Source organism: Methylophilus sp. UBA6697 (assembly GCF_002454655.1).
Lineage (GTDB): Bacteria > Pseudomonadota > Gammaproteobacteria > Burkholderiales > Methylophilaceae > Methylophilus.
In genome coordinates this window covers 108734-123610 of the sequence record NZ_DKJH01000023.1, presented here as the reverse complement: position 1 = coordinate 123610, position 14877 = coordinate 108734, and the positions used below count along the sequence as shown (strand labels likewise).

General features: G+C 51.1%; 13 protein-coding genes. 8 read left to right on the top strand and 5 right to left on the bottom strand.

Features of this window, described 5'->3' with window-relative positions:
• Positions 1-136: 136 nt before the first annotated feature.
• The 7 genes from B3355_RS07325 (at position 137) to B3355_RS07295 (ending at position 9760) form a co-directional block, all read left to right on the top strand.
• Positions 137-2587: a TonB-dependent receptor gene (locus tag B3355_RS07325; protein WP_292782076.1), complete on the top strand. Its 2451-nt coding sequence runs from the start codon at positions 137-139 to the stop codon at positions 2585-2587.
• Positions 2588-2672: 85 nt separating this feature from the next.
• Positions 2673-4517 (top strand): ABC transporter ATP-binding protein, encoded by a 1845-nt coding sequence (locus B3355_RS07320; protein WP_292782073.1) that lies wholly within the window; start codon positions 2673-2675, stop codon positions 4515-4517.
• Complete coding sequence (locus tag B3355_RS07315; RefSeq protein ID WP_292782070.1) at positions 4510-6351, top strand: ABC transporter ATP-binding protein; 1842 nt, start codon at positions 4510-4512, stop codon at positions 6349-6351. The genes B3355_RS07320 and B3355_RS07315 overlap by 8 nt, the downstream gene beginning before the upstream one ends.
• 174 nt (positions 6352-6525) lie before the next feature.
• On the top strand, positions 6526-7554 hold the full coding sequence (locus tag B3355_RS07310) for an ABC transporter substrate-binding protein (RefSeq protein ID WP_047516525.1): 1029 nt from the start codon (positions 6526-6528) through the stop codon (positions 7552-7554).
• Positions 7555-7631: 77 nt separating this feature from the next.
• Positions 7632-8267, top strand: a complete 636-nt coding sequence (locus tag B3355_RS07305) for a class I SAM-dependent methyltransferase (RefSeq protein ID WP_292782065.1) — start codon at positions 7632-7634, stop codon at positions 8265-8267.
• A gap of 68 nt (positions 8268-8335) precedes the next feature.
• The gene (locus B3355_RS07300; protein ID WP_019883248.1) at positions 8336-8974 is read left to right on the top strand and encodes a peroxiredoxin; all 639 of its coding nucleotides are present in this window, start codon (positions 8336-8338) and stop codon (positions 8972-8974) included.
• A gap of 69 nt (positions 8975-9043) precedes the next feature.
• Complete coding sequence (locus B3355_RS07295) at positions 9044-9760, top strand: alpha/beta hydrolase family protein (protein ID WP_292782060.1); 717 nt, start codon at positions 9044-9046, stop codon at positions 9758-9760.
• A gap of 24 nt (positions 9761-9784) precedes the next feature.
• On the opposite strand, the gene B3355_RS07290 is transcribed toward B3355_RS07295, so the two are convergent.
• Positions 9785-10510, bottom strand: coding sequence for a siderophore-interacting protein (locus tag B3355_RS07290; RefSeq protein ID WP_292782057.1), 726 nt, complete (start codon positions 10508-10510; stop codon positions 9785-9787).
• 35 nt (positions 10511-10545) lie between these two features.
• On the opposite strand from B3355_RS07290, the gene B3355_RS07285 reads away from it, so the two are divergent.
• The gene (locus B3355_RS07285) at positions 10546-11019 is read left to right on the top strand and encodes a MarR family winged helix-turn-helix transcriptional regulator (protein ID WP_292782053.1); all 474 of its coding nucleotides are present in this window, start codon (positions 10546-10548) and stop codon (positions 11017-11019) included.
• A gap of 86 nt (positions 11020-11105) precedes the next feature.
• Here the strand turns inward: B3355_RS07285 and B3355_RS07280 are convergent, their stop codons facing one another.
• The 4 genes from B3355_RS07280 to B3355_RS07265 all read right to left on the bottom strand — a co-directional run bounded on the left by B3355_RS07280 (position 11106) and on the right by B3355_RS07265 (position 14850).
• Complete coding sequence (locus B3355_RS07280; protein ID WP_047516498.1) at positions 11106-11315, bottom strand: dodecin; 210 nt, start codon at positions 11313-11315, stop codon at positions 11106-11108.
• A 47-nt stretch (positions 11316-11362) separates the two neighbouring features.
• On the bottom strand, positions 11363-11866 hold the full coding sequence (locus B3355_RS07275) for a hypothetical protein (RefSeq protein ID WP_292782049.1): 504 nt from the start codon (positions 11864-11866) through the stop codon (positions 11363-11365).
• 53 nt (positions 11867-11919) lie between these two features.
• A complete protein-coding gene (locus tag B3355_RS07270) occupies positions 11920-13014 on the bottom strand; it encodes an ABC transporter substrate-binding protein (RefSeq protein ID WP_292782047.1) in 1095 nt (364 codons plus the stop codon).
• A gap of 381 nt (positions 13015-13395) precedes the next feature.
• Positions 13396-14850 (bottom strand): TonB family protein, encoded by a 1455-nt coding sequence (locus tag B3355_RS07265; protein WP_292782044.1) that lies wholly within the window; start codon positions 14848-14850, stop codon positions 13396-13398.
• Positions 14851-14877 lie beyond the last annotated feature (27 nt).

The window sequence follows — 14877 nt, the reverse complement described above, 5'->3', positions numbered from 1 at the left end:
ATTCAAGCCACATCATATAAAAATAATTTTTCATTAAAAATCATATAGTTAAAAACATAAAAAGTGGTTGGCATGATTCATGCCCTTGAGCTTTCAACACTTTCTTAAGTGCTTCATCTCAACTCAAGGGAACATTATGAAAAGAACTAATGAGAGCATCGGCGCGCAACAGCCGAGCAATTTATGGAAACGAAGAACCGTCAAAGCCGCTGTGTTAAGCGCGTTTGCCGGTTCATTGGCACTCAATCCAGCCTGGGCCGCCGAAGAAGAAAAAGTCGTTGAAAGCCAGGAAGCACAAGCTGCAGAAACTGCTGAGAACAATGACAGTAACAAGAAATCTGAAGAAGGCCAGGCACAAGAATCTGCACTGGGTAGTGTGACAGTCACTGCGAACAGACGTAAGGAAAACGCACAAAAGATCGCCACCCCGATTACTGTGCTTAAAGGCAAAGACCTGCTCGACCAAGGTGTCGGCCGCTCCGCACAAGAAGTATTCAACTACGTGCCTAACGCCACGGCGGTAGGCCAGCAACACGGCCGTCCACGCTGGTGGATCCGTGGCGTCGGTGCAGGCCAGCAACAGTTGGATCTAGCCAGTCCAATTGGTTTTTACCTGGACGAGGTCTATATCAGTAATGCTTCTGCGACCGGTTTCCCGCTATTTGACCTGGAACGCGTAGAGGTATTGCGCGGCCCACAAGGGACCAAATACGGTAAAAACACTACAGGTGGTGCAGTCAATATCATCTCGCAAAAGCCCTCTTTGAAAGAAGGCAAGGCAGACGACTATATCAAGGCGGATTACGGTACGTTTAATGACAAGGTACTACAAGGTGGCTTTAACGTACCATTGATTGAAGATCGTTTAGGTGCACGTATCTCCGTTTATCAGGAAGATGTAGATGGCCGTTTTAACAATATCTTTAAAGGCACCAAGGATGGTGGTTTGCAAGATGGTGCTATTCGCGGTCAATTATTGGGCAAGATCTCCGATGACGCAGAAGCTTTGCTGAATGTGCATTATCGCAAATACAAAACCGATGGGACTATCACTACCACTAACAGTTACCTACCGAGTGGAGTATTCCGTAACAACTACGTACCCAGCACCGGCTATAACGATGTCAGCACCAACGGTGATAACTGGAGTAAAACCTCTCAGACCGGCGCAAACCTGAATTTTAAATGGAATATCGGCAAACTGGCCCTTACCTCAATCACCGGGTTCGAAGGCTTTAAAAACGAAGCCCTGACCGATAATGACAACACGCCACTCGAACTGTCACGCCAACACGTGGATAGTGAAACACGTCAAATCTCCCAGGAATTCCGTATCACCTCCCCACGTGAAGACCAATGGAACTGGCTGGCTGGTGTACATCTGTTCAAAGAGAACATCGACAGCGCCACGCAAACAGGCAAGTTGCCGGCCTCACAAGTTGCAAACTCTAGCGTTGCTAACTCTGGTACCGCGGTAACCTATAACGCAACAAACTTGAAACATGAAACAACTAGCGTCTCTCTCTTTGGTAATACCACCTATAACTGGACAGATGCTTTCGCAACATCACTGGGCCTAAGCTTGAGTCACGAAAAGAAAGAATACGACTTGAATCGCGTAGGCACGGCAACCAGTGGTGTCAACGGCACTTACGGTAACCTTGCACAATGGTGGCAAACCTTTACTCCGAGCAGCGTATACGGTGGTGCTGGTACATTTAGTGCCAGCGACTCTGCCAGTTGGAACAAATGGAGTTATGACTTCACCCCAGAATACAAACTGTCACCAACTGACCGAGTGTTCTTCAAATATGCGCATGGCATTAAATCTGGTGGTTTTAACACAGCGGCAACGAATGCACTGGCTTTGAACCAAGTTAAACCAGAACAATTAGACTCATACGAAATCGGTTACAAATCCGAATGGTTGGGAGGCCGTTTAAACTTTAACGCGACAACGTTCTACTACGACTATAAAGACGTGCAGGTCAATGTGACTGGCTTTAATGCACAAGCTAACGGACCAGTTTCTTATCTGCAAAATGTGGACAGTGCTAAAACTTACGGTCTTGAACTAGAAGTACAGGCATTACCAACCAATGACTGGTTTGTAAGTGGGAGTTTGGGCCTACTCAGTACTAAGTACGAGGATGCCCAGATTGTCAACAACGGCGGCAACTTCGATGGCAATCGTCTGGTACGCTCACCGAATGTTACTGCCAACGTTCTCACCAACTATACATTCCACGTAGACAATGGTGCGAAAGTGGTGCTGGGCGGGGATGCGCGTTACCTTTCTAAGCAGTACTACTATGTCACACCACAAGGGTATGACCGTGGGACCGGCTATGACCGTACAGGCTTGGAGCAAGGTGGATTCACGATTGTGAATGCGCGCGTTTCTTATGTGACCCCAGGCAATAAATACACCGTCACAGCTTATGCCAACAACCTGTTTGACAAGCATTACTTGCAACACTCAACAACCGTGGCAACATCACCGACGGCAACCCCTGCCATTAACGGTGACAACATTATTCAAGGCGGTGTCAGAACTGTAGGTGTGTCTTTCGCAGCAGCGTTCTAACGCCTGTAAAAACACCTTTGTCAGCGCCAGGGCACCTCGTGTGTTCTGGCGTTTTTTGATTGAGCCTTAAACAAAGGAGGACTGCTTGAAGTCCTATATCAATACACAAGAAAATGGGCTGCATGCGCCATCGCCGCGCGCACCTTTCTTTCAATTAAAACAACCCTTGCTACGCTGCCTTGCACTCTATGCGTACATGCCGTGGCAATTCAGTTTCACTGCCCTGCTGTTTATCCTGGTCAATGCGGGGATGGCATGGCAATTGTGGCTAGTGGGCCAGATTGTGCAATCCATCCATATTGGCGAATTCATTACGCGCAATGCGCAGGGTGTGCTTGATGTGAGCAATGCCCGTCACTGGCTGACACTGCTCATTGGTGTGGCTGTTGGCCGCGCTGTCTTGCAATATATCGGTGGCGTGATGTCACTCATTATTGGCCAGGAGTTGTTATATATTCTGCGCGAACGCATTTTGCACCAGGTACAACGTTTGGACCTGGCCTATCACTGGCAACATGGCATTGGCGAAATTGTGACGCGCACCACGCGCGATGCCGACAAGGTGCGTGACGCCCTGATTAACTTCTGGCGACAGGTATTTGAGGCCACCATCTGGGTGCTGATCTCCGTGGCAGTCCTCAGTGCATATCACCCACTGATTGGTTTAGGCACACTGCTACTGGTCGTTGCCGGCATGTGGCTGTTCGTCAAACACACCAACACGCTGGTGATTCTCGACCGCGAAGTCGGCAATGCTTATGACCAGGTAAACCAGGAGCTGAGTGAAGGCGTCAATGGCATCCGTGTGATTAAAGCGTTCGGGTTGGAGTCCGCCCGTACCAAACACTTTGCCAGCCTGGTCGATACTTTTGTCACCCATGCGCATACCGCACTGGCGTTTGCCGCCAAAAGAATTCCTTTACCACAGATTGTGATTGGCTTTAGCCAGGTTTGGATTCTGGCGTTTGGCGCCTATCTGGTCAGTAAAGGTAGCTTGAATATTGGCCAACTGGTGGCTGCCTTGCTCATCGCCAATGCCCTGGTGTTCCGCGTCGAAGGTATCGGCCGCGTGATGCAGGTGTTTGCTGATGCCCGCTCATCAGCCACCCGCATCTGGGAGCTGCTGGATGAAGAACCACATATTCTGCCTGGCCCGCACACGCTGGCGACGCAGGCACTGGGGTTTCGTTTAACTAACGTGACAACCCAGGCACCGAATAGTGACCAGGCCATTTTGCATCATTGCAGCCTGGAAGTCAGCCCGGGTGAAACGGTGGCCATCGTCGGTGCAACCGGCGCAGGCAAGAGCTCACTGGCCGGACTACTGCCACGGTTGCTGGATGCCAAGCACGGCAGTGTAGAAGTCGGTTCAGCCTGGGCAGGCTGGCACGATGTCAAAACCTTAAATCTGCAACAGCTGCGTAAATCTGTACACGTTGTGCCACAGGAAAGCTTCTTGTTTTCTGACACGCTGGCGGCAAATTTACGCCTGGCCAAACCGGATGCCACCGACGAAGAGCTGTTACAGGCGCTGCATCTCGCCGCCGCCGATGAAGTACTGGAAAAGCTCAGCGATGGCCTGCAGACAAAAATCGGCGACAGAGGCATCACGCTATCGGGCGGCCAACGCCAGCGCATCAGCCTGGCACGCGCTTTTTTATCGGCGCCATCGATACTGGTGCTGGATGACTCCACTAGCGCACTGGATGCCATTACCGAACGCAAGGTACTGGATAACATCCGCAACTTGCGCCACAGCAGCGGCAAAAATACCACGGTGCTGATTATCGCCAGCAAGCTTTCAACCATTTTACTGGCAGATCGCGTCGCAATGCTGTCTGAAGGCCGCATCATCGCCGAAGGTACGCATGAGGACCTGATACAAACCCATTTCGCTTACCGCGATTTAGTTGGAGTGCAACATGGCTGAAAAATTAAGACAAGAACGCGCGCTGAATGACATCGAGCTTGAGCAGGCGCTAGCGAAAAAAAGCCTGGACCGTAATATGTTCTGGCGCTTGTTGCCATTATTGAAACAGGTCTCAGGCAAAGTGACGGCGGTTATTCTGCTTGAAGCCTTGCTGGTCGGCGTGATCTTTATCCGCCCCTGGTTTTTACGCGAGGTGATTGACCACGGTTTCATTCAATCGGCGCAAGGCATCGTCCTCAATACACCATTGCTAGTGTGGATGAGCATCGGCATGGGCCTCAGCTGGATCGTACGTTTTGGCGTGTCCGGCTTATCGCAATACCTGTCCGGCAGCGCGGCCGTGCATATTCTCAACAGTTTGCGCGTGCAGGTGTTCGCACACCTGCAACAGTTGAGCATGCGCTACTTTGACCAGACCAAGGCCGGACGCATTATCTCGCGTGCTGACCGTGATATTGATGCACTGGAGCCGCTACTGATTCAAGGCCCGCCAGAGCTTCTGTCAGCGTTGTTACGCTTTGTGGTTGCCAGCGTTGCCTTGTGGGTGATTTCACCCAAGCTGTTACTCGCCCTGGCCAGCATCGTGCCAGTGCTGTTTGCCGCGACTTGGTTATTTAAACGTATCTCGGAAAAAAACTGGGCCAAAGTGGCCGAGGCCAGGGCGCGCTTTACCGCCCACCTGGTAGAAACCGTGTCTGGCGTACGCATTATCAAACAAACGGTCATTGAGGAAGATAACGCTACCCGTTACCGCGCATTATTGCACGACTTTAATACCATCCTAATCAAAGGCAACCTCAGGTCGAGCTGGTTTTTACCGCTGACACAAGTACTGAGCACCGTAGGCATGGCATTTTTACTCGCGACCGGCAGTTTGGGCATTGTCGAGCATGAAATGACCGTCGGCCAGATCGCGCAGAGTCTGTTTTACGTGCAGCTGTTTCTAGGACCGCTACAAGAACTGAATGACCTGTTTGAACGTTATTCTACGGGTGCCTCTTCAGCACAACGCATCTTCCTGTTGCTGGATACCGAGCCGGAAATTGTGGACCCGGCAACGCCACAACTGCCGACGGTGCGCGGCCATGTTGCCTTTAATAATGTGCATTTCAAATATAACCCACAAGCCTCTCACTACGTGATTCAGGACCTGAGCCTGGAAATCCCGGCCGGCCAAGTGCTGGCGATTGTCGGGCCAACCGGCCATGGCAAAAGCACGATTGTGCAGCTACTGACACGTTTTTATGAAGTGAACGAAGGTGAAGTGCTGGTTGATGGTATCAATGTCAAAGACTACGCACAAACTAGCTTGCGACGTAAAGTGGGCCTGGTGTTACAGGATAATGTGTTGTTCAGCGGTAGCGTGCTGGAGAATTTGCGACTGGCCGCACCTGAGGCCAGCGATGCCGAGCTGATACATGCGGTCAAAGAACTGGGTGCCGATGAAATTCTGGAGCGATTGCCACAAGGCTATGCGACGCAAGTCGGGCCGTTGGGCGCGTTTCTGAGCCACGGTCAGCGGCAGTTGGTGTGTATTGTCAGGGCCTATCTGGCGAACCCGGCCATCCTGGTGCTGGACGAAGCCACCTCTGCCGTCGATCTGCAAACGGAGCGCAAAATCCAGACTGCCTTCAGGCATTTATGCGAAGGTCGTACCGCCATCATCATCGCGCACCGTTTATCGACTATCCGTGATGCCGATGCCATTGCCGTGATTCGTGATGGCCAAGTGGTAGAGAAAGGCTCGCATAGCCAGCTGATTGCACTAGATGGCCATTATTCGGGCTTATACAAAGCCTATCAGGAAGCCTCTGAGGCCTCGCTGGCCGCTTGATGCTGTCAAACCAACAGTTAGCCGGGAGCGGATGTTGCACAGGCAACAAAGTGTCCGCTCCCGTGCAATACCAAAACAGCTATCTTTTTGATTATTAATAGAATTAATCGCTGGCACGCTTCCTGCAATTGATTGAGTTCCCAAGTCGTATTCACTCACAATCAGGAGACAAGCATGTCCGCAGATAACAAAATTGACAGCATTTGGTACACCCGCTGCCCGGTGCCAACCCCACTCGGCCTCGCCGCACGTGAAGGCTGGTTTAGCAGCGAGTTTGTACAGGACGGCATCACCATCAACACCCTGCAGGAAACCCAGGATCCGGAACTGCTGGAGTCACATTATGACCACCGCCTGCCACACTCTTTCCGCCAGGGCGGCAACGTGCCAGCGATATGGGCCAAGGCCAGAGGCACAGACACCAAAGTCATCGGCCTCAACTGGGTAGACGAAGCACAATTGATCGTGACGCTGCCAAATTCAGGCATTACAAAAGTTGAACAACTCAAGGGCAAACGTATTGCGCTGCCTGTACATGACATCAGCATTGATCACCAGCGTGCCAGCGCTTTACGCGGCATTGTGGTGAGCCTGGAAGCCGCTGGATTGACACCGAAAGACGTAGAGCTGGTCGATATTCCAGTTGAGAAACAACCGCCAAGCATCAGCTGGGCAGCAGGCACGCGTGCTGCCTATGCCGCGGAGTACAAGGCATTAGAGAGCGGCCTCGTCGATGCCATTTATGTGAAAGGTGCCCGCGGTTATGAAAGCGCCAATGCCCATGGCGTCAGCATTATCTACGATGTTCGTCAGCATCCCGATCCTATCGTGCGATCAAACAACAGCGCACCGCGTCCAATTACTGTCGACGCAGCGTTGCTGCGCGACCGTCCAGACCTGGTAGTCCGTTTTTTGAGCCGCATTGTAGATGTGGCTGAATGGGCAGCCAAACACGAAGCTGAAACTGTGGCCTATATCGCCAAAGAATCTGGTTCAACTGACGAGTGGGTACGCAAAGCCTACGGTGACGACGTGCATCTGCATCAAGGCACCAACCTGGATGCACAAGCGATCGCCGGGCTGGAGGCCTACAAAAACTTCCTGCTGGAGTGGGGCTTCCTCAAAGGTGACTTTGACGTCAATGCCTGGATCGACCCGGCACCACTGGCAGAAGTGTTCCGCCTGAAGAAAAAAGCCGCTTAATCCACCAGCGCATATCGACAGGTATTGCCGACCGGGAATACCTGTTGTTTCACCCACACCAATAATTGACATGACACATGGTTGCCGAGATTCCCAGCCCGATCGACTTAAAGCAAACGGCAGATGCCGAGGAGTGGGCACGCACGGCATTGATCAAGCGCCCGGCACGAACTGAATTTATTGCAGCGTTTGCCGACATCGCACGACAACATGCATCACAGAAAAGCATACGTATCCTGGAGCTAGGCTCCGGCCCTGGTTTCCTGGCCGAACACCTGCTACGTACATTTCCCCAGTGCCAATATATTGCGCTGGACTTTTCACCAGCCATGCACACATTAGCCAGGCAACGGCTGGGTGTGACGCTGGATCCAACAAAGAAACCGATTCAGTTTCTAGAGCGAGACTTTCTTGACCCGAATTGGGTGCAAGGCCTAGGCCAGTTTGACCTGATCGTGACCATGCAAGCTGTGCATGAACTACGCCATAAGTCGCGCGCCAGTACCCTGCACACCCAAGTGAGAGGCCTGCTCAATAGTCACGGCCACTACCTGGTTTGTGACCATCATACGGATACAGGCGGTATGCACAACACCGAGCTATACATGTCCATCCTGGAACAACAATCATCTTTGGCAGAAGCTGGCTTTAACCATATAGAACTGATTCTGGAGAAAGCAGGCATGGCACTGCACCGTGCGCACTGTCATTAGGGCTGTGCGTTGATGCCAACACCAGCCCTTACAACCGAACAACCATATCAAGCAAAAGGAGTTTTATCATGACCCTCAGACTAGGTGACATCGCCCCGGACTTTACACAGCAATCCAGCCAAGGCCCGATTTCTTTCCACGAATGGCTGGGCGACAGCTGGGCCATCCTGTTTTCACATCCGGCTGACTACACGCCAGTGTGCACCACCGAGCTCGGTGCCACCGCCAAACTGGCGCAGGCATTCAAACAGCGCAATGTCAAAGCCATTGCACTGTCGGTAGACCCAGTAGAATCACATCATGGCTGGATCAAGGACATCAATGAAACACAATCCACGGATGTGCAGTTCCCCATCATTGCCGATGCTGACCGCAAGGTGTCGACCTTGTATGACCTGATCCACCCCAATGCCAGCACCACGGCCACCGTGCGTTCAGTATTTATCATCGACCCGCATAAAAAAATCCGCCTGACGCTGACTTACCCGGCCAGTACCGGGCGTAATTTTAACGAGCTATTACGCGTCATCGACTCATTACAACTGACTGAATACCACAGCGTCGCCACCCCGGCCAACTGGGAAGACGGCCAGGATGTCGTGATTTTGCCGTCAATCACCGACCCGGTGGTGCTTGAAACCAAATTCCCCAAAGGCTACAAAACCGTCAAGCCCTACCTGCGCCTGACACCACAACCGAATAAATAAGCGGTGGATACAACGGGCCGGTGTTACCTCCGGTCCGCCCCACCCACACGTATTGCCGAGAATCTATTCATGACACGATTAACACAATTATTGATGGCCGTTTTATGCTTACTCAGCCTACCGGTGCAAGCAGTCGATGCAGTGAACGTCGATACCCCACGTGGCGCACCAATCAGTGTGGTTGCGAATTTCCCTGAAGGTAAAGGGCCTTTTCACGCAGTGATTCTGGGGCCAGGCACCGGCACCATGAAGCAAAAAATCAATGAAGTGGTGGAACGCGAACTGCTAAAGCACAACATTGCCGTGTTCCGTTTCGAGTGGGCATTCTATGTGAAAGACAAAAACGGCAAACCGTCAGATACTGACCGCTCACCAGAGATTGAAGACTTTACGACCGTCGTCGCGCTCGCCAAAGCCGACAAACGCGTGGATCCCAACGCCATCATTGTCGGCGGAAAATCCCGCGGGACGGTCATCGCCTGGCAGGTTTTGCGCAACGACTCAACGCTTAAAGGCATCTTGCAACTGACACCAGTTTGCAGCAAAGAAGGCTTTACCGCCGACCAACTATACCCAGACATTGCCAACGAGCGCAGGCCCTCGCTTTGGATCGCTGGCGATGCAGATTCCGCATGCAACCCGAAAACACTTTATAGCTTTCTCTCGCGCGCCGGAGGCCCTGCCAGGGCAGCGATTGTGATTGGCGATCATGGTCTGGCAACAGAGCCAACCAGCCACTTGTCGGCAGAGTTGTCAGCTGACTTTGTAGCGGCCATCGCCAAATAATGAAACTGTCTAATTGCAAATGCACTAGATTTTCTCGTGGAAATTAGTCGTTCCTTTTTTCCAATAAGCAGCTGCTTTCATCAGTTCTGTTGCTTGGCCGCGTTCAATCAGCAACTCCCTCACCTGCAAAGCAAAACTATGCTCTCCGGCGACCCAACTGAAGCCATCCCCATCGGGTAATGGTATGGCACTGACCATATCGATCAACGCTTGGTGAGAATTAGCCCAGCGTATGTCTCTTGTGGACACATGGCCGAAGTCACGGCGGTCACTGTCGTGTTCCACCTGAATCAACGCAATCACCCGGGTATCTGCGGGCAACTCTTCCAAGCGGCGAGCCACTGCAGGCAAACTTGAAGAATCTGCAATCAATAAATGCCAATCAAAGTCCTTGGGAATAATTCTGGAGCCTTTAGGCCCGGCAATGATGGCCTGGTCTCCCGGCTTAGCATTCCTGGCCCAGTCCGAAGCATCACCATGTGCATGCAGCGCAAACTCAATGGCTAACTCTCGCGAGGCGGTGTCAAAACTACGTGGCGTGTAATCGCGCCTGACCGTTTCGCCTTGGCTATTGGTAAAAATAAACTTGATATGGTCATCAAACGACAGGCTGTTGAATTGCGCCAGCAATGGCCCGGTAAAAGTCACCGTGACAAATCCTTCGCTTGTGTGATCTACTTTCAACACTTCAACAGGTCTTTGTTGCAATTCAAAGCGGACTCTCTCAAACTGATGCTCTTTGATAAACATTTCCACCACACCTTATTTAGTTGATAATATCAACCATGATGATCAACAAAGTAGACATTGTCAACAATAATCCGGATGATACGCATCAGGTTTTTGAAACCATCCACCGGCTGATGCACATATTCCGCGCGCGCCAGTACCGCCTGATACAAGACAGTGGTGTCGACCTGACCCATATGCAGCATAAAGTATTAGGTTACTTTGCCCGGCACCCAGACGCGACGCTGAGTGATTTGGTAGCGGATTCTGGTAAAGATAAAGCGCAGATTGCACGGCTGATTACCGAGGTGCGCGCGAAGGGGTTATTGGATGCAAAACCCGACAGCACAGACAAAAGGGTGACGAGGCTGAACCTGACTCAAGCAGGCAAGGATATATTTGAAAGCCTGAAAAAAGCCGAAAGAGAACTATCTGATCTGGCAGTGCAAGGTCTCACGCAAGAAGAACGCAAAGTACTGCTCAAGCTTTTAGGCGATATTAAAAACAACTTATCAGACCCAACGTCTTAAACAAGGCCATACACTTTCAAATACCCCACAAAAAACGGCCCGAGGATCAAACCCGGGCCGTGATCAAGACACTACACTGGGTATTATTATTCTTCGATTCTGAAGCCGACTTTAATCGTGACCTGAAAATGTGCGACTTTGCCATCCGCAATGTGTCCACGCGTTTCGATAACCTCAAACCAGTTAAGGTGATGTAAGGTTTTTGCCGCGCGTTCAATGGCATTCTTAATCGCATCATCACTGCTAATGGGGGAAGACCCGACCAGCTCAACAACTTTATAAATATGCTCTGACATGGTTATATCCTTGATATGGTTGAAGGATGTGTTTGACTGCCAGTTGATTATACTGGCTGCCAGACACGTCCGGGCGCATTCTGGTTAGGATTTCCCTCAATGCGGATCAGCTTGGCTGGGCCATCGCGTCGTGGCGAGTGAATCTCGTTTTCGTTATAGACGCGGACATTGCCAGGTCTCAGTTCAATAGAATCACGTAATTTGACCGTACCGGGCTTGCCGCCTGGTTCGGCCGGGTCAATCACATCCCAGCCATCCATGGTCGTCACGCCGGCGACCTGGCCATAAATGGCCCAGGAAACACCGTGGTCATGCGGTTGTGTTTTTCTGGCTTCTTTAAACACGTGGCCCAGAATGGCAAAGCCTAAATCGTTATCTTCGTACAGTACGCGACGTTGTGGTTGGGCGTCATCCAGGTATTGCTGTGCGAATGCCTGATCGGATACCACATCTTGCAGATACACGCGTACACGCTCACGGCCAGCCGGACCTTTGTCCTCCAGCAAAAAGGTGCGCACCTGCTGCGCGACCGAATCAATTGTAAAAGCCATGCTTGCTCCTGAAAAAGAAAGATGGCACGTGCAAGACACGCGCCATCATGGTGTTAAGCAGCCAGTTTTCCGCCCTGTTCGTTAGCCAACAGTTGTTGTAACGCCTGCTGTGCATCGGCCAATGGTCTGGTATCAATCCAGGCATCAAAGTCAAAATCGCGGTCCAGAATGCCGTAGGTGAGCAGGAAGTTTTTCTGCTGACGGAACAGTTCAATGCGCTCTGCAGACAAATCAGGTGCCAGTGACAGGTGGAAGCCATTGCGATAAGCCGCAGCCACCCCTTCTGCCGTGCCACCAGTTTCACTTTGCAGGATTTCATGCACGCCGGCCAGATTGGTTTTGGCCCATTCTGCGGCGCGCAAGGTTTGGGTTAAAAAGCGAACCACGTAATCGTAGTGATTTTCTAACAGGTAACGATGGACGGTGATCGGGCGTGGCGTACCGTTATTCACACGGAAACGCTTTTCCGGCAGTGCATCGAGGTCAATCCCCACGACCAACCCTTGGTCACGGGCACCGTCTTGTGCTGCCGCACCTTTAACATACACAGCATCAACTTTACCTTCGAGCAGGGCGTTGAAACTGGATTGCCAGCCACCATAACGACGACCAGACGCGGTCACTTCGTTTTGACCGACCTCGACCAGCTGGATGTCATCCAGTGTCAGGCCAACGGAATCCAGTGCGCCTTTATAACCATGCAGGCTGCTATGACGCGTGATGGTCCGGCCACGCTTGTTCTCAATCACATCTTTGGGGTTATACGCAGGCAACCCCAGGCGCTTGCCCTTGAGGTCTTCCGGGCGGCGGATATTGGAATCCGGGCGCACAATAATGGATTGTGATTCTTCGATCCAGGTCAGGCCGATCAAACGGGTTTCTGCGCCCTGCGCTTTGGCCGGGATGGCAAACAGGTTACCGCCTTCGCGAATCAATGTTTGCAGACCGTGGTCGTAATGGTGATGTCTGAAATCAGCACTGTCATCATCCTGCAAGGCACGCAGGCGAATATTGTCCGCAGAAAATTCTTCTTGCAGCCAGCCCAGCTTAAACGCAATGCCGGAAGCCGTCGGTACGCCACCTTGACCATTACCCGCGCAACGCGTAAACCAAAGCGTATTGTCAGGAAGTTGTTGTTGGTTACTCATAAATACATTCCTTTAGTGAATTAAATTGTTTTCATAGCGGCTCAAACGCGTTGCATTCACACAAAGTGACAACCGTTGTATTCGCCATATCTGTCGGTCCATGTGATTGCCACTGCTAACGTACGCAAGCCACCTCCAGAAGCACGGCTCCCGAGGGATTCACCATCAAACGTTGCGTTTGTTTAACAGTTCATGCAGTCATCTGCACAAAATATGCCAAATGCAAAGAAACTTAAATATCCAATATAATTCAATGAGTTGCGAGCAATCAACAACAGCATGCAAAATGCGTGTGTACGCTATTAAACAGCCGGGTGATGTAATTTCAACAGTTGCTTGTGTATTTCATCAATACCGTGATCAAACACCGCTAAGGCAACATTAATTTTTGAGATTGAACGCCACAGGCACAGTAACCACTGCGTCCACGGGTTCACCCTTGATGGTCGGTGGATAAAACTGCCAGCGGGAGACCGCCGTCAATGCCAGCCAGGCAAGCTCTTCATTGTCGGCTTTGAGCGTGTGCGGAAATTGCACCGTGCCTTCGCGATCGATATAAAACTCGACTAATACAGTCCCCGTGACGCCTTGATCAGCCAGCTCTGGCGGATATACTGGCGATGGCGTATAGAACCGCTTTGGCGCAGCATCCAGTTGCGCAACCGTGAATATTTTTGGCTGAGAGTCTTTCAACTTATTGAGAACTCGCCGACCACTCTCGTCAATGACAGTCTCCCGGCTTTCATATTCAGAAAACTCGCGCGAGATGGTAAAAGCCGACCAGGAAGGTTGTTTATTTTTACGCGCGGGGAAAAAACTCGAAGAAGCAACGCTTGCTTTAAGCGCTTCACCAAATGCAGGAGCGCTGCTTTCAAGTAATTGCACTTGGCTAGGCAAGCCTTGCGGATCAATGACAACAGCCACTTTAGCGGAACCTTTTACCCGTTGCCGCAATAAGTCCAAGGGATAGACTAATGGTGCCACCACTTTATCGACCGGTGGTTTATCGTATTGAAACTCTGGGGGCAATTGACTACTGGCTTTGGCTGGATAAGTAAACGGTAACACTCTGCGCAGGCTTCTGTCTGACAATATAAAACTAACCTGTTCAAAAGCCCGCTCAGAAACCGGTGCACCATAAACCAACGCAGGCGTCACTTTCGCACTTCTCAATGCGCGTATTGCAGCCTTTTCGAAAGCAGGATGATTACTTCTGAGCACTTCGATAGCGCGCACACTCGCCTTTTCGGACACTTGCATATGGGCAAGAAAGGTACCGCTATTGCCATATCTTACGAGCTCATCTGGATAGGAAATCCGCTCTGGAATATTGATTTTTACTGGTTGGAAGCCCTCTCCTATGGGATTCCCCAACTTGAAGATTCCTTCATAGCGAGCATTGTTAGGCCACACTTTGGCCCCTTTACCAGTTTTATAGCCTTCCTGAAACTCTCCCTCATAGCGCCTGCCATCTGGCCAGGTCTGGACACCTTGACCATGTGGAACACTATCCACAAAATCAACCTCTGTTCGAGAGCCATGATTAATATTGTTAAACTGTTCCATGACCCCCTTACCCTGTAGCTTTCCCTGCTCAAAACGGCCAGTGTATGCATATTTATGAATACCATCGTGAAACCAGTTCAGGGTACCGTTACCATCCAAATAGCCATCTTTACAATTACCTGCCCACTCTATGGTTTCTAACGGCTGCGGTAGCCAGCTATAGGCCTTGCAACCATTATCATCACTAATCCAGGCGGCTTTCACTTCATCTGCGCTATGACCAATTGCTGACCCAAACAGGCATAACATGGCAACGCATAGTTTTTTCATATCTCTCCCGAATTTGATAGTCATCGT